We start from the raw sequence: 20,886 nt of genomic DNA on the forward strand, positions 1-20,886 counted from the left end.
TCGAATTTTACGAGTACGTCAATTCGATGCCAAGCGAATCCAGATCAGCGAGATCCTAAGACGGACGACAGACCGCAAAGGGAAATGGAGTCGGGGCAACCCGATTCGACCTTTTGAACGGAGAGTTCGATCCTGGCTCAGGATGAACGCTGGCGGCGCGCCTAACACATGCAAGTCGAACGGTTAAAGCATCTTCGGATGTGCATAAAGTGGCGAACGGCTGAGTAACACGTGGGCAACCTGCCCCTCGCATCGGGACAGCCTCGGGAAACCGTGGTTAATACCGGATACTCCGCCACCCCCGCATGGGGGAGGCGGGAAAGCCCAGACGGCGAGGGATGGGCCCGCGGCCTGTTAGCTTGTTGGTGGGGCAGTGGCCCACCAAGGCGATGATGGGTAGCCGGGTTGAGAGACCGACCGGCCAGATTGGGACTGAGACACGGCCCAGACTCCTACGGGAGGCAGCAGTGGGGAATCTTGCACAATGGGCGAAAGCCTGATGCAGCGACGCCGCGTGCGGGACGAAGGCCTTCGGGTCGTAAACCGCTTTCAGCAGGGACGAGGCCGCAAGGTGACGGTACCTGCAGAAGAAGCCCCGGCTAACTACGTGCCAGCAGCCGCGGTAATACGTAGGGGGCGAGCGTTATCCGGATTCATTGGGCGTAAAGCGCGCGTAGGCGGCCTGCTAGGTCGGGAGTCAAATCCGGGGGCTCAACCCCCGTCCGCTCCCGATACCGGCTGGCTTGAGTCTGGTAGGGGAAGGTGGAATTCCCAGTGTAGCGGTGGAATGCGCAGATATTGGGAAGAACACCGGTGGCGAAGGCGGCCTTCTGGGCCACGACTGACGCTGAGGCGCGAAAGCTAGGGGAGCGAACAGGATTAGATACCCTGGTAGTCCTAGCCGTAAACGATGGACACTAGGTGTGGGCGGATTGTCCGTCCGTGCCGCAGCCAACGCATTAAGTGTCCCGCCTGGGGAGTACGGCCGCAAGGCTAAAACTCAAAGGAATTGACGGGGGCCCGCACAAGCAGCGGAGCATGTGGCTTAATTCGAAGCAACGCGAAGAACCTTACCAGGGCTTGACATCTAGGTGAAGCGGCGGAGACGCCGTGGCCGAGAGGAGCCTAGACAGGTGGTGCATGGCTGTCGTCAGCTCGTGTCGTGAGATGTTGGGTTAAGTCCCGCAACGAGCGCAACCCTCGTCGCATGTTGCCAGCGGTTCGGCCGGGCACCCATGCGAGACCGCCGGCGTCAAGCCGGAGGAAGGTGGGGACGACGTCAAGTCATCATGCCCCTTATGTCCTGGGCTGCACACGTGCTACAATGGCCGGCACAATGGGCTGCCACCGCGCGAGCGGGAGCGAATCCCCAAAGCCGGCCCCAGTTCGGACTGGAGGCTGCAACCCGCCTCCACGAAGTCGGAGTTGCTAGTAATCGCGGATCAGCACGCCGCGGTGAATGCGTTCCCGGGCCTTGTACACACCGCCCGTCACACCACCCGAGTCGTCTGCACCCGAAGTCGTCGGCCCAACCCGCAAGGGAGGGAGGCGCCGAAGGTGTGGAAGGTAAGGGGGGTGAAGTCGTAACAAGGTAGCCGTACCGGAAGGTGCGGCTGGATCACCTCCTTTCTAGGGAGATTGGCTTTCTAGAAGCGATTGTCACAACAGGCGGTCGTCCCGTCAGATTCCGCTGGTCAGTCCCTTGTCGCGCCTGGTGGCGCGCGGTGTCCGGTCTTCGGGGGTCGCCCCGCGTACCTTGAGAGCTGCATAGCGTGACTAAGACGATTTTTCTTGTCAAGAAGAAGATCGCATCTGATCGCACCAGGGGCGAGTCCCCTGGAGTGTATGTATGTACCGACCATCAGGAAGAGAAGATGGTACGTGCACACGGTGGATGCCTTGGCACAGGAAGCCGACGAAGGACGTGACAAGCTGCGATAAGCCGCGGTTAGGGGCACATGCCCGCTCGACCCGCGGATCTCCGAATGGGCGAACCCGGCGGGGGTCATACCCCGCTACCGCCGCCTGAACACATAGGGTGGCAGGAGGCAACCAGGGGAACTGAAACATCTAAGTACCCTGAGGAAGAGAAATCAAACGAGATTCCCCCAGTAGTGGCGAGCGAACGGGGAAGAGGCCAAACCGGCGCCGCTTCGGCGCGCCGGGGTTGTGGGGCCGGTCATCGTGCAGTCATAAAGCCGCGTGGGAGCGGAACGGCCTGGGAAGGCCGGCGAGACAGGGTTAGAGCCCCGTACGCGAACCCGCGTGGCCTGCCGATCGGATCCCGAGTACTGCCGGACACGTGAAACCCGGTGGGAAGCAGGGGGGACCACCCTCCAAGCCTAAATACTCTCCTGTGACCGATAGTGAACCAGTACCGTGAGGGAAAGGTGAAAAGCACCCCGGGAGGGGAGTGAAACAGTACCTGAAACCGTGTGCACACAAGCAGTCGGAGCGCCCGTTCGGGCGTGACGGCGTGCCTTTTGTAGAATGAGCCAGCGAGTTACGATCTGCGGCGAGGTCAAGCTAGGAAGCGAGCCGCAGCGAGAGCGAGTCTGAACAGGGCGTTCAGTCGCGGGTCGTAGACGCGAAGCCAGGTGAGCTATCCATGGGCAGGCTGAAACGGGGGTAAGACCCCGCGGAGGGCCGAACCCACCTAGGTTGAAAACTGGGGGGATGACCTGTGGATAGGAGTGAAAGGCCTATCAAACCTGGAGATATCTCGTTCTCCCCGAAATAGCTTTAGGGCTAGCCCCGGGCGTTTACCTTGGGAGGTAGAGCACTGAATGGATGCGGGGGCCTCACCGCCTACCAAGTCCAATCAAACTCCGAATGCCCAAGGTCCAGAGCCCGGGAGTCAGAACATGTGGGCTAAGCCGTGTGTTCGAGAGGGAAACAGCCCAGACCGCCCGCTAAGGTCCCGAAGTCCATGCCGAGTGGCAAAGGATGTGCGTTTGCCTAGACAACCAGGATGTTGGCTTAGAAGCAGCCATTCATTCAAAGAGTGCGTAACAGCTCACTGGTCGAGTGGACATGCGCCGACAATATACGGGGCTAAGCATGGCACCGAAGCGGCGGACCGGACGCAGTCCGGTGGTAGGGGAGCGTTCCGTTTGCGGCGAAGCCGGCAGGTGACTGCCGGTGGAGCGGACGGAAGTGAGAATGCTGGCATGAGTAACGAGAGCGGCGTGGAAAACGCCGCCGCCGTAAACCCAAGGTTTCCTGGGCAAGGCTAATCCTCCCAGGGTCAGTCGGGGGCTAAGGCGAGGCCGGAAGGCGTAGCCGATGCACAGCAGGTGGACATTCCTGCACCTCCGAAGCGGCGCTTGACCGATGGGGTGACGGAGAAGGGTAGCTCGGCGGGGTTCTGGACGTCCCCGTGAGGCCACGTAGGCTGGGAGGTTGTGAAATGCGCCTCCCACGACGGCTGAGGTGGCTGACGAAGCGACTGAGTGAAGCGAGTGAGCCCATGCTCCCGAGAAAAACCCCTAGGGAGTCGCAAGGAGCCCGTACCGCAAACCGACACAGGTGGGTGGGTAGAACATACCAAGGCGATCGGGAGAACTATGGTTAAGGAACTCGGCAAAACCACCCCGTAACTTCGGGAGAAGGGGTGCCGTCGCCGGTGGGGGGACTTGCTCCCTGAGCTGGAGGCGGCCACAGTGAAGAGGTCCAAACGACTGTTTATCAAAAACACAGGACTCTGCTGAAGTCGTAAGACGACGTATAGGGTCTGACGCCTGCCCGGTGCCGGAAGGTCACGAGGAGCCGTCAGCCGCAAGGCGAAGCGGCGAATCCAAGCCCCGGTAAACGGCGGCCGTAACTATAACGGTCCTAAGGTAGCGAAATTCCTTGTCGGGTAAGTTCCGACCTGCACGAAAGGCGTAACGATTTGGACGCTGTCTCAACCATAGACCCGGTGAAATTGCACTAGTCGTGAAGATGCGACTTACCCGCGGAAGGACGGAAAGACCCCGTGAACCTTTACTGCAGCTAGACATTGGCTGCCGGTTCGTCGTGTAGAGGATAGGTGGGAGACGCAGAACCAGGGACGCCAGTCCTTGGGGAGTCGCCCTTGGAATACCACCCTCGACGCTCTGGCATCCTAACCCCGCGCCGTGATCCGGGCGGGGGACCGTGTCTGGTGGGTAGTTTGACTGGGGCGGTCGCCTCCTAAAGAGTAACGGAGGCGCACGTAAGGTCTGCTCAGGACGGTCGGCAACCGTCCCCTTGAGTGCAAGAGCACAAGCAGGCTTGACTGCGAGGCCCACAAGCCGAGCAGGTGGGAAACCAGGTTCTAGTGATCCGGCGGCCCAGAGTGGAATGGCCGTCGCTCAACGGATAAAAGGTACTCCGGGGATAACAGGCTGATCTTCCCCAAGAGTCCACATCGACGGGAAGGTTTGGCACCTCGATGTCGGCTCATCGCATCCTGGGGCTGGAGCAGGTCCCAAGGGTATGGCCGTTCGCCATTTAAAGCGGTACGCGAGCTGGGTTCAGAACGTCGTGAGACAGTTCGGTCCCTATCCTCCGTGGGCGTAGGAAAACTGAGGGAGGCTGCCCCTAGTACGAGAGGACCGGGGTGGACGGACCTCCGGTGCACGGGTTGTTCACCAAGAGCACCGCCCGGTAGCTGAGTCCGGTTGGGATAAGCGCTGAAGGCATCTAAGCGCGAAGCCCGTCCCGAGATGAGTTTTCCCTTCGGTAAGGCCCCTCGTAGACCACGAGGTGATAGGCCGCAGGTGTAAGCCCCGCGAGGGGTTCAGCCGAGCGGTACTAATCGGCCGAGCTCTTCCCTTCACTCAGGTGATCGGATCGATGCGATCCCCCCGTCTGGGGGTCGTCCGAAGTCGCGCTGTGCGGCCCTGAGGGCACGCCCCAGGCGTCCTCGGTTGACAGTGGAATGTCCCTCGTTGGTCGGCGACCATGGCAGGGGAGGCACACCCGGCCCCATACCGAACCCGGAAGTTAAGCCCCCGAGCGCCGATGGTACTGCGGAGTCAGTCCGTGGGAGAGCAGGACGCCGCCGACCAACGAGCGGCATTTCGTGGGGGAGCCCCCGGCGTACGCGTCGGGGGCTCCCTGCATTTGGGGGGGATTCATATGGCCAGGCTATCCGATAGGGTGGACGCCGAGACGAGCGGGCGCTCCGGCGCCCCTGGCGCGCATCCCGAGTTCGACCGTCTCGTACGCACGATCTGGCGCCTGCGCCAGCCGGACGGCTGCCCGTGGGACAAGGTGCAGACGCACCACTCCATCACCAGGAACATGATCGAGGAGGCCTATGAGGCCGTTGACGCCATCGAGGCCGACGACGTCGATCATGTGCGCGAGGAGCTGGGCGATGTCCTGGAGCAGGTGCTCCTCCATGCGCAGATCGCATCCGACGCAGGCGAGTTCACGCTCGATGACCTGTGCCACGACCTCAACGAGAAGCTCGTGCGCCGCCACCCCCATGTGTTTGGCGACGCCGCCGCATACGGGGCCACCGACACCGCCGGCCAGGTGCTCGACATCTGGGACGGCGTCAAGCGCAAGGAGCGCCTTGGGAAGGCCGATGAGGGTGGCGATGGGCCTGGCCTGATGGACAGCGTGCCGCGCTCGTTGCCGGCACTCATGCAGGCCCAGAAGCTGTCGAGGCGCGCGGCCAAGGCTGGCTTCGAGTGGGAGACGGTCGCGGACGTGTGGGACAAGGTCGCCGAGGAGCGTTCCGAGTTCGAGGCCGAGGAGCCTGGCTCTGCGGTGGCCACCCTGGAGTTTGGGGACCTGCTCTTTGCGCTGGTCAATGTGGCGCGCCACGAGGGGATCGATGCCGAGGGGGCCCTGGCCGCCTCCAACCGCAAGTTCCGCCGGCGCTGGGCGTCGATGGAGGCGGCGGCACGCCGACGCGGCGTGAGGCTGGAGGACCTCTCCACCGCGCAGCTCGACGACCTCTGGGACGAGGCCAAGCACGGGGAATAGAGGCCGGGCCCATGCCCGGGGCGTGCGGAGTTGTTGTCCTCATCAGCCGTGGGCGCGACATCGATGCCGCGCCTTTGGTATAACTAGCCTAACGCACTCGTGCCAACCAAAGATGAGATGACGCCCGGCATGACTTTCCCAGACCAGCGACAGGATGCCCCCGCCTCGGCGGCAAAGGTGCGCGCGCATGGCACCAGGCGTCACGATGCCGGCGCGGCGCGATCCAGGGAGGCTGGGAGGCCCCTCGCCATCCACGGGGAGCCGCCCGAGCGCGAGGGCCGTCGTGCCCAGAGGCCGGTTCCCCGTCGTCACCATGCCAAGGATGGCGCGTCGGCTGCAAGGCGGACCGCGCCCAAGGAGCCGGAGGGCCAAGGGCGCGGCAGGGGCCGGCGGGGACGAGGCCGCTCGACCGATCGGCGGGATGTGGGTCGCGACGCTCGCGTCGCACCCGGCCGCATGCGTCGCACCATCGCGAGCCCCCAGGATGCCATCGAGGCGGCGCGCGACTGGGTGGTGGTGCACCGGGTTGCCCTGGGTGCGCTCACGGCGCTCGTCGTGGTCGTGGTGGCACTCTTTGGGCCCGTCAAGAACTACTACGTCGCCGTGCGCACCGGCCAGGTGCTGCAGCAGCGTTATGACGAGGTGAGCGCCCAGAACGTGGCGCTGCGCCAGGATGACGACCGCCTGCAGTCCCAGGAGGGCATCGAGGACGAGGCGCGCAAGCGCGGGTACGTGGGCAAGGGCGAGACGCCCGTGAAGGTCGAGGGGGAACAGGACGGCTCGCGGCAGGACGATCCCACCACACCCGAGACATATCCCGACCAGCGCGCATGGTACATCCGCGTGCTTGACGCCCTCTTTGGGTACGATCCCAAGACCACGTGGGACGGATAGCCATGGGCCCCGTGGCCTGCATAGACGTCGGTACGGTGACGGTGCGTCTTGCCGTGGCGGACGTCGACGTCCCCTCGTCGAAGGTGACGCGCATGCTCAAGCGGTCGACGATCTGCAACATGGGCGAGGGGCTCTCGGCCACCGGACGCATCGACGACGCGGCGCGGGGTCGCGTCGTCGGCTGCGTCGATGCCTACCTGCAGATAGCCCGCTCCGTTGGTGCGGCCGCCTGCTGCTGCACGCTGACGTCCGCCGCGCGCGACGCCACCAACTCGGACGTGCTCGTCGGTGACCTCGAGCGGCGGGGTCTGCACCCGCAGGTGATAGCCGGGGAGGTCGAGGGGTCGCTCACCTTCCTGGGCGTGGCACAGGACTTCGTGGGCGAGCGCCTGCTCGTTGCCGACAACGGAGGGGGATCCACCGAGCTGGCCGTGGGCGCGCTGCGGGGGCAGGGAGGGGGCGCCGGCGCGCAGCCCGCCCCGGCCCCCCTGCTCGACCTCGAGTGCGTGCGCTCGACGGACGTGGGCTGTCGGCGCATGACGGAGCGCTTCCTCTCTGCGGGAGACCCTCCCACCGAGGCCGACATCGCCGTCGCACGCGCCTTTGCCGACGGGCTCCTCGCACCCGTGCTCGCCGAGGAGCGCATCGCGGAACAGCCGCCCGAGCGCCTGGTGGTGACGGGCGGCACGGCCACAAGCCTCGTTGCCATACACAAGCGGCTCGATCCCTATGACCCGGCGCAGGTGCATCGTGCGACGCTGTCGCGTGCGGACGTGGACGCGCTCACGGGCCTCCTGTCCTCCCGTACGGTCGAGGAGCGTGCCCAGCTCAAGGGGCTGCAGCCCCAGCGCGCACCGCTGATCCTTGCCGGGGCCATCGCCATCTCGGAGCTCATGCTCCTCTCTGGCGCCTCCGCCTACACCGCAAGCGAGAGCGACCTCCTGTTCGGCCTTGCCGTCTGCGCCGCACGGACGACGGTGGGCCTGCCCTGCCCCATCGCGTGGACGCCTCTGCCTGCCGACCTGAGATAGGGATGGGCGCGTGCGCGCCGCACGTGGTAAGCTCGTGCTGGTGTGCGAGGGGGCGTGGCGGAACTGGCATACGCAGGAGACTTAAAATCTCTCGCCGAAAGGATTGTGGGTTCGAGTCCCACCGCCCCTACCAGCACAAAAAGGCCCAAGCCCTACGGCCTGGGCCGCGCCACGCACCGGTGCCCCCAACGAGACTCGAACTCGTGTCGTCGCCTTGAAAGGGCGATGTCCTAACCGCTAGACGATGGGGACGCGGGAGCAAGTATACCAGACGCCTCCCCAGGGGGCGCCAGGGTGCGGGGTGTGCCCCCAGGCTATGTGATTTCCCTCCACATGCGCGCCGCGCGTGCGCACACGCGCCATCACGGCTAACATGTATTCGTTCTGTATAGGGGATCTATCCATGATATGGATAGGGCAGAGGGATGGGTGGGCCATGACGGGTGACAGAGCGCGCTTTCCTACGCCAGAGACCCTGGATGCCACGCGCGGCCAGGGGGACGAGCTTGGCCAGAGCGGCCCGCTCCACGCCCGCCTCGCATCGCTGTTGCGCCAGAAGATCGTGGACCGCGAATGGCCCAGCGGCATGGCGCTGCCCTCCGAGGCCGAGCTCATGGAGCAGTTCTGCATGAGCCGGGGCACGGTGCGCCGCGCGCTCTCCAGCCTCGTGCAGGATGGCTACATCGTCACCCGCAAGGGGAGCGGCAGCTTCGTGGCCGAGGGTGGGCTGCCGCGGCCCGCCACGCGCCGTCCCCTCTCGTTTGCGGCGCTCTTTCGCGAGCGCGGGCTGCGCTTCACCACGCGCGTGCTCTCCCAGAGCGTGATGGGCGCCCCCCGCAACGTGGCCATCCACCTGGGCGTGGGTGAGGGCAGCCCCGTGCTGTTCCTGCGACGCATCCGCAGCGTGGGCGCCCGCCCGCTCGTCTGCCAGGAGAGCTGGGAGAGCCTGAGGCCCTGTCCCGGCCTCGAGCGGGCGGACTTCACGGAGGAGTCGCTCTTCGATGCCGTCGAGCGCACCTCGGGCCGCCACATCGGCAGCTCGGTCGTGCACTACTCCTCCCAGCGGGTGGGCCGGGCGCATGCCCCCCTCCTGGCCAGCGAGCCGGAGAGCTCCACGCTCGTGCTGGAGCAGGACATCTGCCTGACGGACGGCACGCCCATCGAGTGGAGCGTGACGTGGATGAGGCCGGGCACCCCCGTCGTGGGCGTCTCGGTGGAGGGTCCCGTGCGGGAGGCCGCGCTGTCGGTGGGAGCCGACGGCGCGGAGGGGGGCGCGGGCGCCGCGGCGCTGCGGCGCGAGCTCGACCTTCGGGCGCTGGAGGTTCGCCGTGGCGTGCTCGAGATCGCGCACCGGTATCCCCACATGCCCTTCCACCTGGGCGGCGCGCTCTCCATGGCCGAGGTGGTCGCGGTGCTGCTGGGGCACGTGATGCATACGGGCGCCGACGGCACCCCCTGGGAGCGGCGCGACCGGCTGGTGGTCTCCAAGGCGCATGCATCCGTGGCGCTCTACCCGGCGCTCCTGCGGGCCGGCATCATCTCCCAGGATGACCTCGATCGCGGCCTCTTCGGCCCGGATGCGGTGCTCTTCAAGCACCCGCACCGTGACCCCGGCCGCGGCATAGAGCTCTCGGGCGGCAGCCTGGGCATGGGGCTGGGCTACGCCTGCGGGCTGGCGCTCGCGCTGCGCCGCCGCCAGCTGCCCGCGCGCGTGTTCTGCATCGTGGGCGACGGGGAGTGCGACGAGGGCTCCGTGTGGGAGTCGGCCGCGTTCGCGGGCCACCAGCGGCTCTCCAACCTCACGGTGGTCGTGGACGCCAACGGCATGCAGCTGGATGGCCCCACGGCGCAGGTGCTGGACAATGGCCCCCTGCGCCGCAAGTTCGAGGCATTTGGCTTTGCCGTTGCCGAGACGGACGGCCACGACGTGCTGGCGCTCGCGCGCGCACTTGCCGCCCCGCACGAGGGACCGCTCGCCGTGGTGGCGCGCACGGTCAAGGGCAGGGGGCTCTCGCGGGCCGAGAACAACGTGGCCTGGCATGACATAGCCCTCGCGCAGGGCGACTACGAGCGTGCCCGGGTGGAGCTTGGCCAGCGCGAGGAGGCGATCAGGCATGGGTGAGCATGCGTCCTTGGCGGACGCCCACAGCCACAAGCTGGCCTTTGGGCGGGTGATGGGCGAGCTCGCCCAGGCGCGCCGCGACCTCGCCGTGGTGGTCTCCGACTATGGGCGGCGCCTGGGGCTGGAGCGCTTCCGCGAGCTCTGCCCCGAGGGCTACGTGCAGTGCGGCATTGCCGAGCAGAACCAGGTGGAGGTCGCGTCGGCCTTGGCCAACGAGGGCTTCGCGACCTTTGCCCCCACCTATGCCACGTTCATCACCGCCCGCGTGCTCGACCAGGTGCGCGTCAACCTGGGCATCATGGGCTCCCCCGTGGTGCTGGTGGGCGTGGGCTGCGGTTGTGAGGCCGGCCCGCTGGGCCCCAGCCACATGGCCATCGAGGACCTGGGCTGCATGCGCCAGATTCCGGGCATGACGGTAGCGAGCCCCGTGGACGTGGAGGGGTTCATGGACGTCCTGCGTGAGCTGGCTGCGCATCCCCGTCCCGCCTACGTGCGCATGAACGACGATGCGGGCCTGCGCCTGTCGGCGGGCAAAGACCCGCTCTCCCCCCGGTGGCTGCGGCGGGGGGACGGGCGCGTCGCCCTGGTCACCTGCGGGACGATCGCCGCCAACGCGCTGGGTGCGGCCGACGTGCTGGCGGCGCACGGCGTAGGGGCCGACGTTCTGGCCACGCCCTGCCTCAAGCCATGGGACCAGGACGTCGTGCGGGGGCTTTCCGGCTACGAGCTGGTGGTCACGGTCGAGGAGCACGCCGCCATCGGAGGGCTGGGATCGGCCGTTGCGGAGACGCTGGCGGAGCTGGGCGCAGGTCCACGCCTGCTGCGTCTGGGCACGCCCGACCGCTACCTCGAGGCGGACGTGCGTGCGCGTCTCCTTGCGCGCATGGGCCTCGATGCCGCGGGCATTGCGCGTGCCGTGGAGGGGGCCCTCGGACGCTAGCCCCCTGCGTCAGAAGTCGAGGCCGGACCGCTCGGCAAAGCGCAGGGCGGAGGCCCTCATGTCCTTCTGGCCCTCGACCCACAGGGGGAGGTCCGGCACGTCCACGATGATGGGGTCGGCCTCGTGGACGGCGAGCGTCGCCTCCTCGAAGCTGTAGGGCGCGACGGTCGGTCGGTCGGGCAGGTACGAGTCCACGAAGACCGGCCGCAACAGCGCATAGACGCCGCCCTCGCACAGGCCGTCAAAGCCGCGGAGCGCGCGCAGGGCGGCACCGCGGCGGTTGGTCTTGAAGAGCACGATGATGCGGGCCAGGCTCTGCCAGGCATCCCCACGCCTGCCCATGCGGGCGTCCAGCTCGTCGAGGCCCTGCTCGTCCTCCAGGCGGGCATAGCTGAGCACCCCGGTGTGGCGGGCCCCCAACACGTCGGATGGTGCGAGGTCCAAGAGCTCCAGCGACTTTGCCTGCGCCAGCTTGAAGCGGGCGGAGTCCAGGTAGGTGCGGGCGATGGCGTCCTTCACGCGCAGCAGGGGATGGGCGAACACGTCGGCCCAGAGGTCGCGCCGCAGACCGGTCGTGGCATCGTCGGCCAGGGCCTCCGTCTCCCCGCGTGCGTCAAGGGCCGCCTGCGCGTCCCCTTCCAGGGGCAGCAGCAGCTCGAGCAGGTCGTCAGGGTCGGGGTCGGCGGCGATGGCCGAGCAGAGCGCGGCGTCGGTGCAGGTGGGGTCCACGTCCAGCGCGTGCGCGCAGGCCACGCGCATCAGCTCGAGGCGCCGGGAGCGCTCGAGGGCAAACTCGTCGTCGTCGCGCAGGTCGTCCTTGTCTCGCGACGCACCAAAGCGCTCGAGCGCATCCACGAGCATGCCCATGGCCTCGTCCTCGGGGCCCTGGGCAAACTGGGCGGGATTGGCGCGCACGGCTATCAGCAGCTCCGCGAAGCCCGCGTCGGAGAGACCGCGCTGGGCACGCTCGCGCAGGGCGATGCGTCGTATGTGCTCCTCGCGGGCGTCCATCGGGGCATCAGGCGTTGGGCGTGCCATAGCGGTCGCCGTTGGGGTGCTGCGACCGGGCAAGCTCGAGGGCCGTGCGCTCGGCGGGCGTCATGCGCGGCTCCATCCGTCCCATGACCCATGAGCCAAAGGCACCGCGCGCCCGCGCGTCGCGACCCTCCTGCAGGAGCACCGTTGCCTCCGACACGGCAAGGATGAGCTCGTCCTCGGAGAAGGGCGCCACGGCCAGTCGCGCGAACACGCCGTCGGGCAGCTCGCGTTGTGCGCAGAGCGTGACGGCCGCATGGGGGTAGGCCTTCGCCAGCAGGTCGAGCTGGTGATCCGCCTCATCGAGCTGGAGCCGCTTGTAGGCGAGGGCGCAGCGCGTGATGGCGAGCCATGCGTCTGCGGGGGTGGCGCCGCGGACGGCCGTGCGGCCCGTTGTGCGTGCGAGGGCCTCCAGGCCCGCGGCATCCTCGAGCTTGGCAAACGCCAGGTATGCCGTGAAGCGGGCGTCCGCCTGATCGGTTGGATCCAGCTCGAGCGCACGCCGGGCGTGGGAGATGGCATCGTGGTTGTGCCCGCACACCACCGCACGCGAGGCCAGGGACGCCAGCCAGCGCAGATAGGGGTAGAGCGCGATCTGCGCCGCGAGCGCCGAGCGCTCCTCGCCGGGGATGGAGCGTGCCTTGTGCCGCCTGCGCTCGCACCGCTCGCGCACGCCCTCGGCCTCGGATGCGAGGTAGTCGTAGTAGCCCTCGAAGTTGGGGATGCCGGCCGCCATCTTCATGCGCAGGGCATCGGGATTCTGTGGGTCGAGCTTGAGCGCCTCGTCCAGCATGGCATGCCCCTGTGCGATGAGCCGCTCGGCGTGCTCGTCGTCGGTAAAGGGCAGCTCGTAGTCTATGAGCGTCGTCGCCTTTGCCACCAGGTGGAAGGCACGGTCCTCATCCGTCTGGGGCAGGCCGTCGCGGTTTTGTGCGAAGCGCCTGCCGAAGGCGGCAAACGAGCGCGCCGCCTGGGCGGGGCTCTCGCCGTCGAGCGCGCGGGCAAAGCGCAGGCCCATGCGCTGGTAGTCCTCTCGGTGCGGATCGAACGCCATGGTCGCCCCCTGCTCGCTCGTGCGTTGCCCTGAAGCCAAAGTCTACCCATTCGGCGCGGTGTGACTGACCATAGTCTAGACTCCCCAGGCGACAATGGTGGGGCGTCTTCGCACCTCCCCCACATTCGGTCGAAAAACCGGATGACCCTTGGGTTGGATGACCAAAAGATCCTAGAATGAGAAGCGACATCTCGCCGTCGCATGAGGCGGCGGCATGACGGCAGAACGGAAGGAGAATCAGCATGGGACGTTTTACCAACCCGCGTGACCTGTACTTTGGTGAGGGAGCCCGCCACGAGGTCAAGAATCTCAAGGGCAAGAGGGCGGTCATCGTCTCCGGCGGCCACAGCATGCGCCGCGGCGGCTTCCTGCAGGACGTGCAGGCCGACCTCGAGTCTGCCGGCTTCGAGGTCAAGCTCATCGAGGGCGTCGAGTCCGACCCCTCCGTCGAGACGGTCATGAAGGGCGCCGCGGTCATGGAGGGGTTTGGCCCCGACTGGATCGTCGCGATCGGCGGTGGCTCGCCCATCGACGCGGCCAAGGCCATGTGGATCAAGTACGAGTATCCCGACACCACCTTCGAGGACATGTGCAAGATCTTCGGCCTGCCCGAGCTGCGCCAGAAGGCCCACTTCTGCGCCATCTCGTCCACGTCGGGCACGGCCACGGAGGTCACGGCCTTCTCCATCATCACGGACTACGACAAGGGCATCAAGTACCCCATTGCCGACTTCCAGATCACGCCCGACATCGCCATCGTCGATCCCGAGCTCACCTACTCCATGCCCGCCAAGCTCTGCGCACACACCGGCATGGATGCGCTGACCCACTGCCTCGAGGCCTATGTCTCCACCGCCGCCTCCATGTTCACCGATGCCAACGCCCTGCACGGCATCCGTGAGATCACCGAGTGGCTGCCCGTCTCCTACACGGGTGACCACGGCGCCCGCCAGCACATGCACGAGGCGCAGTGCATCGCCGGCATCGCCTTCTCCTCGGGCCTGCTGGGCATCGTGCACTCCATGGCCCACAAGACCGGGGCGGCCTTCAGTGGCGGCCATATCATCCACGGTTGCGCCAATGCCATGTACCTGGGCAAGGTCATCCAGTTCAATGCCAAGGACGAGCGTGCCCGCCAGCGCTACGCCTACGTCGCCAAGGAGATCCTGCACCTTCCCGGCCAGACGGACGAGGAGCTCGTCGCCGCGCTCGTGCAGTTCATCCGCGGCCTCAACGACAAGCTCGACATCCCGCAGGGCATCAAGAACTACGGCCAGGGCGGCGTGAAGAGCGAGACCTCCTGCATCAGCTACGAGGAGTTCGAGGCCAAGCGGCACGACGTCGCCGCCAACGCGCTGCTCGACGCCTGCACGGGTGCCAACCCGCGCAAGCCCACGCAGGAGGAGATGGAGCGGCTCCTGGAGTGCGTCTACAACGACGTGCCCGTGGACTTCTAGACTCGCAGCTCAGCGTGGTGTCGTGGGCCCGTCGGCAGGTGCCGGCGGGCCTTCTCCATGCCGTGGGGCTGTCGGTTGGCCTCACCTGGCCTTGAGGGATCTGGCTTTGGCCGTGCGACGGTCGTGTACTCGGGGGGTGCCGCCCAAAGTGCACACGCAACGCGTTTTCCGTGACGTTTGCCCAGTTGGCGTTTTCCAAAATGCGTTCTGTGTTCACTTTGGGAGGCACCCCCCGAGTATCGATCCCATCGGAGGGGCTGAAAGCATCTCAGCCTGCGTCTTTTCTTGAGTTCGAGTTTTATAGATGGCCACCCGTACCATTATTGACCATGCAAGGTACACTGCGTATAATCTTTTCCGATGTGAACGCTACGACCGTTGATGTCTTATGTCCTGATAGACAAAAGAATCGATGAATGAGGTGACACACAGTGTCTGATATCTCTCAAATGCAGGCCAGAGAGGCATCCTGTCTTTCGCGTATCGATGAGCTCAATCATGTGCTTGATAGTCTGGCAGAGTATCGCGGCGAGGTCTCTCGCTCCCTCGCCAGATTCCAGGACCAACTTGCCTACAAGGTTAATGTAGCTCGTCAAGCTGGTGATATGCAGGGTACGCGCATAGCGACGCGGTACGCTGATCGTACCGTCAAATATTTGACGGGAGAATTTAACCAGGCAATGTCAACTGGATTTGATGAGGTGGATGCTCAAGTGGCTGCTGCGACGCGTCAGGCCGAGCGCGAGCTTGCCGAAGAGCAGGCGCGTCTTGTCTCTATACGAGCGTGCATCGAGAGCGAGCGAGCCCTTGAGCGTTCTGAGGTGGCTCGGCACGAGGCTGAAGAGCAACGCCAACATCAGGGATTTCGTATCTAACTAAAATCAAGGGAGAGGTATCATGGGCTTCAAGGTATCTGATCCTGAGCTGGCATATGATGCCCTGCTCATCAAGCAGAATGTGGACACTCTTATTGAGTTAGGTAAGGAAACTTCTAACCTGATCGACCTTCTTCTTGCCACGGGTATCCAGTCTGACCTCATTGGCGCATCGCTTCAGACTGATGAGGCCGAACTTATCGCCGTACTCCAAAAGCTCGAAGAGGCGTCTGCCCCCATCGCCGAGAGAACCAACACGTTTATTGCGGAGCTTGATGCCGACGACGCCAAATTTGATTGAGGTAGATTCATGAAAAACAAAGGGCAAATCGTTGTTGTTCCTGCCAATATTGATGACGTGATTGCCAGACTCCGTCAGATAGGCAGCTGTGTCGAAGAAGTAGCTAATGCCGATTACTCTTTGGGGGTCACTGTAGGATCGGGTGGCGAGGCGCTAGTGCGTGCTGGAAACGCAACAAATGCCTACGCGGAGATGCTCGCACGTACGATCCTGGGGCTTGCCGACGCCATCGGCACGGCAAAGGAAGAGTTTCAAGATGCGGATTTCAAGCTCGCCGCACAGATGATGCATGCCGACGCATCAGAAAGTGCGTCCAGTTCCGTAGGGGAGAGCACAGCCAGCCCTGCTGCAAGTGGAGCAGATCATGGGGGCGGGGGCTCATCTTGGTAAGGATAGCTCGCATTGTGGCGGCAGGTGTCGCGCTTATACTGGCGGTTGGCATAGGTTGCGTGGGTTGTGCGTCAAACGCACCTGGGGATTCCCAGACGAATCAGGGAGTAGTGAACATGAGCGAAGAGGTCAGTGAGCGCGACTGTGCGATGGCGGCGCAGCTCGGGGCTCCCGATGACGTCATCTCGTCCCTCAAGGAGGGGACGTGGCCCTCAATTACCTCGCGGGAGAACGTCCGCTATGCCGAGGCGGTGGAGGATCATCTCTCGGAACGTTATGGGGAACAGTTCCACGCGTCGCAGGTGACCCTCTCTCGTGGTGCGTTGAGCGAGGCCGATAGCGTGACCTGCACAGTGGCGTCCGGTCCCTTTACGGGGGAGACGTGCACATGCACCTTCTTCCCCGATGGCGCGCCGCAAAGTGGTGACGCGGAGTGGGCTGATACCTATCTTTACGTACGTCTCCATGGAGGGTATGAGTCGGCTGTGGAGACGGCCGCAGCCTCTGCCTTTTCCGATGTGCCACAAGGCACATGGACGTGTGTCGTCGGTATGGATGACAGGCCCTACCCAGAGGTGATGAATGACGCTCGAAACCAAGGGCAGAGGGTGACCCTCGCTGCGGACGCCTCCCTTACTGAGGCGGGCCCCTATCTGGGAGGACATGTATGGGCGTATCTCTCGCCCGACTCCACGCTCAGCGAGGAGGAGTATGAGAGACACGTGAACGCAATGGTCGCCTCCTTGGAGGAGCTTGGCCTGAACATCCACTGGGAGGCCTACAAGGTTACCCAACCCCTTGGGGATGCAGGATTCACCGGGGAATGGGCACGTAATGCCGTGCAGGCTGGCCAGTACACATGGCAGCTGACAGGTGACCTTTCGGGGGTGAGATGACATGTCTCTGAGCCCAGACGAGCTCGCTCAGCTCAATACTCTCATTTATCAGCAGGGTCTCTCAAACGCCTATGACGCAAGCAATGCCAAGGACATGAAGTCCCTGCTCACGTACATGAAGGATCATGCGGGAGAATCTGGCCAGCATGATCAGTACATCAGTGACGTGCAGTACAAGGCACTCATCAACCATGCCCTGCAGGAACCCGAGGTTGCGAACCTTCGCGTAAAGGACCTTACGCAACCGGGTACGAATGGCCAAACAAGCCGCAACATGACCCTTGTGAACGACAAGACGAGCGACATGTATATCGTCTTCAAGGGTACGGAGGGATCCACCGGGGAGTGGGGTGACAATTTCAAAGGACTCTATGAGTCTGACACTCCCGACCAGAAGGCGGCTAACGATTACGTCAACAAGATGGCAGAGGGTGGAGACTACCACATTACGGTGTCGGGTCACTCCAAAGGTGGCAATAAGGCGATGTACACAGCCGTGACCAACCCCAACGTCGACGAGTGCTACTCTTTCGATGGCCAGGGCTTTGGTAGCGACTTCATGAACAAGTATGCCTCGCAGATTGCTGCCAACCGCGCGCACATTCATGCCTATAACTACGAGGGCGACTTTGTGAGCGCTTTGCTTTACTCCATTGCGGGGGACGTTAACTTCACGAGGTCCGGGAGGGATCCAGAATTTCGGCCAGAGAACCATGCGCCCATGTCACTCTTCTCCAACTCGAAGGACTTCAAGCTGGATACGTCTGGCGAGGCGAGTGACTACTGGAAGACAATCAACAACTTCTCCATATGGATTATGAACAATGTCCCTGCGAACCAGCAGAAGGCCGTTGCCGATCTGCTTGGGCTATGCATAAACGATTCGGGCAAGGCCAAGGAATACATCCAGCAAGATCCCGATGCCTTTGGGGCGCTCATAGCAATGCTCTGCGAGTATCCCCATACTGAAGACCTCATAAAGCAGCTGGTTTATTCCGGCAAGCTGAGCGATGTCATGGCATCTCTGATCATGCACTGTTTGAAGAGCAAGAATGCGCGTTCTTTGCTCTTGGATCTCTTGGCTAAGAAGTTTGGCATACAGATAGACGAAGAGTGGAAGACGCGCTTCGAGTCTTCGTTTAGCGCTACGGAAAGTGGTATTGAGAATGGTGCGCGTGGCCGTGAGGTTGTGGACGTGCGCCAAGAGGAGGTTCGTGACTGGTCGGACGAGCGGATGCAGGAGCTTCTCAACATTGTGGCTCAGGTTGATGCCGAGCCATGGTGGGACGTCACGCATTGGGATGTGAACTATCGCTTTGAGGACCTTATCGGTCGACTCGACGTGGAAAACTACCGTAACGATATGGATACGTACCTACGCAAACAGGTTGATATGAACGATGTGTCGAGAGAGGATATCATTGCCGCCTTTAACGCGGCCGAGGAGCATCACAGCCAGTATACGCAAGATATGGATGAGATTGCTTCCAATATTGAGGGCGCCGCAGCTCAGCTTGCCAAGATATATGGAAGACTGGGTATGTTGGGGAAACGCTAGGCATCTCTCGTGCGTTACTGTGATGCCGTGCCGCCGCCCTTGGAGGGCCGACGAGCTGGAGGAGTACCTGAACAGCGGCTACACCCACCCGAGGGTGAGGGTCCTGCTCATGCTCCTGCGCAACGGGGACTTCGGCTCGTGGGCCGCCACGATACACGACGCCCTCGCGGCCGTCTGGGGCCTCGGCCGCAGGATGGACGTCTACGCCGGCGTCGAGGGCACCGACCCGTTCTCCTCCAGTTCGCCGCTCTACACGCTCGACATCTCCCAGACGTCCCCCAAGACGCGCGACGCGGAGCCGCCCGACGCGGCGACGGTGCGCAGGCTGATGTGGGTGCTGGGCGACGACGACACCTCCCCGTGGGACGGCTACGAACCCTGGGACGGCACGGGCGACCCCGGCGACCCGGGCTACGCCAGGCGCAGGCCAATCACCTGGAACCCGGGCCACCCGGTGATGGGGTAGCCGTGGCGTCCCGCCCCGCTGGTGGCATCGATTCGAGTGCCCTCGATGTCCCTGGGTCACACCTGGGGCAAGATGCGTGCGGTCGGGCATGGCGACGCGCATCAGGCGCGCGGCATGGCAACGGTCGAACACGTGCCGTACACGCATTTCGTGTAAGCTTGTGTCAGAACGCTCGGCGCGTCGCGCGCCATCGTCCCAGGAGGCCCCATGAAGGACAAATTGCAGGTGAGGGTCCTGCTCACCCCAACGCACAGTGAACATAGCTTCTTTCTCCCCTTGGACCTCTCGGTGGCGGAGTGTGCGAACCTCGTCTCGCGCCTGTTCGAGCGCATGGAGCACGGCTACTGGCAGAGCACGGGCGAGGAGGACCTCATGCTGTGCGATCCGGACCTCCCCTCCACGGGCGAGCTCCTCAACCCCAACGAGAGCATCCGTGCGCTCAAGGCGCGGGAGATAGTGGCGGACGGCTCCCTCCTGGCCCTCATGTGAGCTGTCATGAAGGAGAAGCTCAAGCGCACGATGACCCGCAAGCTCCGCCTCCTGCGGCTCACCCTGAAGAAGGGGGAGCGCGCGGACTACGTATGGTCGCAGTGGCTGCGCGAGCAGCCCGACCGGATCCTGCTGCCCTTCGAGTTCGACGGCACGGAGCGGGGCGACCACCTGAGCTACGACGTCAAGGGCACCTGCACGCTCGAGAGGTTCACCAAGGCCGCCCTGAGCACGGCGCAGTACGAGGGGCTGCTGAGGTCGGTCGCGCACGTCTGCGAGACCTGCGTCGAGCAGGGCATCCCCACGGCCAACCTCTGGTTTGACCCTGCCCACGTCTTCGTGACGCCCGAGGGGGAGGCGTGCTACGTGCTGGTGCCCCGCCCCGCCCAGGCCACCACCTCCAAGCGCGCGTCCAAGCACGGGACGCCGCTCTCGCTGCTCACCTGGCTGGGTGACAAGGCCCATGCGCACATGGTCGTGAGGGAGGACGAGGCGCATCGGCATGCGGTGGCGGACTGGGCCCGCAGGCAGCGCGTGTTCTCGCCGGATGCCTTCTCGCGCTTCCTGGATCAGGAGTTCGAGGGCGTGCCCCTGACGCGCTTCGAGGGCCGAGGGGAAGGGTCGCACCGGCCGCCGATACCGGCCGACATAGCGGGGGACAACGTGGCGTCCTTCGACCCGCTCACTCTGTTGGGCGGGGGCGAGGCTGGCTATGTGGCCCAGACGACGGCCCAACGCATAGGGGAGGTCGACCGGGCGCTGCCCCAGGAACCTCCCGCCTGGCAGCATGCGGGACAGGGCCGGGACGGCAGCGATGACACCTCGAGCCTGGGGTCGGGCTCGCTGGGCGCCTCGACGGGCGAGCAGGCGACGGCCGCGCCCCTGTACGTCATGCGCATGCGCGATGGGCTGGCCCTCGAGGTTGGTCCCGGCGAGCACAACCTGGGGAGGTCCGCAACGTGCGACCTGCACTTTGGCGGCAACCAGAACGTGAGCAGAGTCCATGCGCGCGTCATGCGCGTGGGCGAGGGCCTGCGCGTCGTGGACTGCGGTGCCGCAAACGGCACCTACGTGCATGGCCAGCGCCTGGTCCCGCACGCGTCCGCGCTGCTCTCCCGTGGAGACGTGTTCACGCTGGCGGACGAGTCGTTCTCCGTGCGCTAGCCGCCGCGGATCCGGATGGCACCGGGCGCTGCGCCTCCCGGGTCTCGTGGGACATGAGACTGAGGGTAAGTTTGTAGGAGGACAGGTAGCTGTATTATTTCTACAAAACTTGTCAAAAATTTATGACGTTCATAAAACACGTTGTTTAATCATGGAAGAAACCTAAGAATAGATGGGATGGTACTCTGCTTGTTTGCTGCCTCGGTTGCGAGGGCGGGTGGCGTACCTGTCGGGAACATGCCTACGCCAGAGG

16 protein-coding genes, 2 tRNA genes and 3 rRNA genes are annotated in these 20,886 nt (G+C 64.5%); 18 read left to right on the forward strand and 3 right to left on the reverse strand.

Going from position 1 to position 20,886, the window contains the following annotated elements:
- Positions 1–114 precede the first annotated feature (114 nt).
- From J2S71_RS04070 to J2S71_RS04100, 7 genes are all read left to right on the forward strand, one after another.
- Positions 115–1,629, forward strand: a 16S ribosomal RNA gene (locus J2S71_RS04070).
- A 238-nt stretch (positions 1,630–1,867) separates the two neighbouring features.
- Positions 1,868–4,800: ribosomal RNA gene (locus J2S71_RS04075) — 23S ribosomal RNA — on the forward strand.
- Positions 4,801–4,916: 116 nt separating this feature from the next.
- A 5S ribosomal RNA gene (rrf, locus tag J2S71_RS04080) occupies positions 4,917–5,032 on the forward strand.
- The 16S, 23S and 5S rRNA genes sit together here, the layout of an rRNA operon.
- Positions 5,033–5,103: 71 nt before the next feature.
- Complete coding sequence (mazG, locus tag J2S71_RS04085) at positions 5,104–5,961, forward strand: nucleoside triphosphate pyrophosphohydrolase (RefSeq protein WP_307388942.1); 858 nt, start codon at positions 5,104–5,106, stop codon at positions 5,959–5,961.
- A gap of 129 nt (positions 5,962–6,090) precedes the next feature.
- Positions 6,091–6,855, forward strand: coding sequence for a septum formation initiator family protein (locus J2S71_RS04090; protein ID WP_307388943.1), 765 nt, complete (start codon positions 6,091–6,093; stop codon positions 6,853–6,855).
- A gap of 2 nt (positions 6,856–6,857) precedes the next feature.
- Complete coding sequence (locus J2S71_RS04095; RefSeq protein WP_307388945.1) at positions 6,858–7,886, forward strand: Ppx/GppA phosphatase family protein; 1,029 nt, start codon at positions 6,858–6,860, stop codon at positions 7,884–7,886.
- A gap of 48 nt (positions 7,887–7,934) precedes the next feature.
- Positions 7,935–8,019, forward strand: a tRNA-Leu gene (locus J2S71_RS04100).
- A gap of 47 nt (positions 8,020–8,066) precedes the next feature.
- Here J2S71_RS04100 and J2S71_RS04105 read toward each other — a convergent pair.
- Positions 8,067–8,138 (reverse strand) — tRNA-Glu (locus J2S71_RS04105).
- A 184-nt stretch (positions 8,139–8,322) separates the two neighbouring features.
- On the opposite strand from J2S71_RS04105, the gene J2S71_RS04110 reads away from it, so the two are divergent.
- Both J2S71_RS04110 and J2S71_RS04115 read left to right on the forward strand, forming a co-directional pair.
- Positions 8,323–10,008: a thiamine pyrophosphate-binding protein gene (locus J2S71_RS04110; RefSeq protein ID WP_307388947.1), complete on the forward strand. Its 1,686-nt coding sequence runs from the start codon at positions 8,323–8,325 to the stop codon at positions 10,006–10,008.
- A complete protein-coding gene (locus tag J2S71_RS04115) occupies positions 10,001–10,948 on the forward strand; it encodes a transketolase family protein (RefSeq protein ID WP_307388949.1) in 948 nt (315 codons plus the stop codon). Before J2S71_RS04110 ends, J2S71_RS04115 begins: the two co-directional genes overlap by 8 nt.
- 9 nt (positions 10,949–10,957) lie before the next feature.
- On the opposite strand, the gene J2S71_RS04120 is transcribed toward J2S71_RS04115, so the two are convergent.
- Positions 10,958–11,986 carry a hypothetical protein gene (locus tag J2S71_RS04120; RefSeq protein WP_307388951.1) on the reverse strand — a complete coding sequence of 343 codons (1,029 nt, stop codon included), beginning with the start codon at positions 11,984–11,986 and terminating at the stop codon, positions 10,958–10,960.
- Positions 11,967–13,037, reverse strand: a complete 1,071-nt coding sequence (locus tag J2S71_RS04125; protein ID WP_021725690.1) for a hypothetical protein — start codon at positions 13,035–13,037, stop codon at positions 11,967–11,969. Before J2S71_RS04125 ends, J2S71_RS04120 begins: the two co-directional genes overlap by 20 nt.
- A 242-nt stretch (positions 13,038–13,279) precedes the next feature.
- Here J2S71_RS04125 and J2S71_RS04130 point away from each other — a divergent pair, with 242 nt between their 5' ends.
- The 9 genes from J2S71_RS04130 (at position 13,280) to J2S71_RS04170 (ending at position 20,633) form a co-directional block, all read left to right on the forward strand.
- Positions 13,280–14,494, forward strand: a complete 1,215-nt coding sequence (locus J2S71_RS04130) for an iron-containing alcohol dehydrogenase (RefSeq protein ID WP_307388953.1) — start codon at positions 13,280–13,282, stop codon at positions 14,492–14,494.
- A 431-nt stretch (positions 14,495–14,925) separates the two neighbouring features.
- Positions 14,926–15,369, forward strand: coding sequence for a hypothetical protein (locus J2S71_RS04135; protein ID WP_156900993.1), 444 nt, complete (start codon positions 14,926–14,928; stop codon positions 15,367–15,369).
- Between the two features lie 22 nt (positions 15,370–15,391).
- Positions 15,392–15,670 carry a hypothetical protein gene (locus J2S71_RS04140; RefSeq protein ID WP_021725683.1) on the forward strand — a complete coding sequence of 93 codons (279 nt, stop codon included), beginning with the start codon at positions 15,392–15,394 and terminating at the stop codon, positions 15,668–15,670.
- A 9-nt stretch (positions 15,671–15,679) separates the two neighbouring features.
- The gene (locus J2S71_RS04145; protein WP_156900992.1) at positions 15,680–16,060 is read left to right on the forward strand and encodes a hypothetical protein; all 381 of its coding nucleotides are present in this window, start codon (positions 15,680–15,682) and stop codon (positions 16,058–16,060) included.
- A 116-nt stretch (positions 16,061–16,176) separates the two neighbouring features.
- A complete protein-coding gene (locus J2S71_RS04150) occupies positions 16,177–16,956 on the forward strand; it encodes a hypothetical protein (RefSeq protein ID WP_040651298.1) in 780 nt (259 codons plus the stop codon).
- A 1-nt stretch (position 16,957) separates the two neighbouring features.
- Positions 16,958–18,514 (forward strand): Mbeg1-like protein, encoded by a 1,557-nt coding sequence (locus J2S71_RS04155; RefSeq protein WP_307388956.1) that lies wholly within the window; start codon positions 16,958–16,960, stop codon positions 18,512–18,514.
- Between the two features lie 22 nt (positions 18,515–18,536).
- Positions 18,537–18,980, forward strand: coding sequence for a hypothetical protein (locus J2S71_RS04160; protein WP_307388957.1), 444 nt, complete (start codon positions 18,537–18,539; stop codon positions 18,978–18,980).
- Positions 18,981–19,187: 207 nt separating this feature from the next.
- On the forward strand, positions 19,188–19,469 hold the full coding sequence (locus J2S71_RS04165) for a hypothetical protein (protein WP_021725643.1): 282 nt from the start codon (positions 19,188–19,190) through the stop codon (positions 19,467–19,469).
- Positions 19,470–19,475: 6 nt separating this feature from the next.
- Positions 19,476–20,633, forward strand: coding sequence for an FHA domain-containing protein (locus J2S71_RS04170; protein WP_021725681.1), 1,158 nt, complete (start codon positions 19,476–19,478; stop codon positions 20,631–20,633).
- The last annotated feature ends 253 nt before the right edge of the window (positions 20,634–20,886 follow it).

The organism is Olsenella profusa DSM 13989, assembly GCF_030811115.1.
GTDB lineage: Bacteria > Actinomycetota > Coriobacteriia > Coriobacteriales > Atopobiaceae > Olsenella_F > Olsenella_F profusa.

Coding starts and splice junctions, on each gene's coding strand:
- mazG (WP_307388942.1), top strand. CDS start 5,104: ATGGCCAGGCTATCCGATAGGGTGGACGCCGAGACGAGCGGGCGCTCC.
- J2S71_RS04090 (WP_307388943.1), top strand. CDS start 6,091: ATGACTTTCCCAGACCAGCGACAGGATGCCCCCGCCTCGGCGGCAAAG.
- J2S71_RS04095 (WP_307388945.1), top strand. CDS start 6,858: ATGGGCCCCGTGGCCTGCATAGACGTCGGTACGGTGACGGTGCGTCTT.
- J2S71_RS04110 (WP_307388947.1), top strand. CDS start 8,323: ATGACGGGTGACAGAGCGCGCTTTCCTACGCCAGAGACCCTGGATGCC.
- J2S71_RS04115 (WP_307388949.1), top strand. CDS start 10,001: ATGGGTGAGCATGCGTCCTTGGCGGACGCCCACAGCCACAAGCTGGCC.
- J2S71_RS04120 (WP_307388951.1), bottom strand. CDS start 11,986: ATGGCACGCCCAACGCCTGATGCCCCGATGGACGCCCGCGAGGAGCAC.
- J2S71_RS04125 (WP_021725690.1), bottom strand. CDS start 13,037: ATGGCGTTCGATCCGCACCGAGAGGACTACCAGCGCATGGGCCTGCGC.
- J2S71_RS04130 (WP_307388953.1), top strand. CDS start 13,280: ATGGGACGTTTTACCAACCCGCGTGACCTGTACTTTGGTGAGGGAGCC.
- J2S71_RS04140 (WP_021725683.1), top strand. CDS start 15,392: ATGGGCTTCAAGGTATCTGATCCTGAGCTGGCATATGATGCCCTGCTC.
- J2S71_RS04145 (WP_156900992.1), top strand. CDS start 15,680: ATGAAAAACAAAGGGCAAATCGTTGTTGTTCCTGCCAATATTGATGAC.
- J2S71_RS04150 (WP_040651298.1), top strand. CDS start 16,177: ATGAGCGAAGAGGTCAGTGAGCGCGACTGTGCGATGGCGGCGCAGCTC.
- J2S71_RS04155 (WP_307388956.1), top strand. CDS start 16,958: ATGTCTCTGAGCCCAGACGAGCTCGCTCAGCTCAATACTCTCATTTAT.
- J2S71_RS04160 (WP_307388957.1), top strand. CDS start 18,537: ATGCCGTGCCGCCGCCCTTGGAGGGCCGACGAGCTGGAGGAGTACCTG.
- J2S71_RS04165 (WP_021725643.1), top strand. CDS start 19,188: ATGAAGGACAAATTGCAGGTGAGGGTCCTGCTCACCCCAACGCACAGT.
- J2S71_RS04170 (WP_021725681.1), top strand. CDS start 19,476: ATGAAGGAGAAGCTCAAGCGCACGATGACCCGCAAGCTCCGCCTCCTG.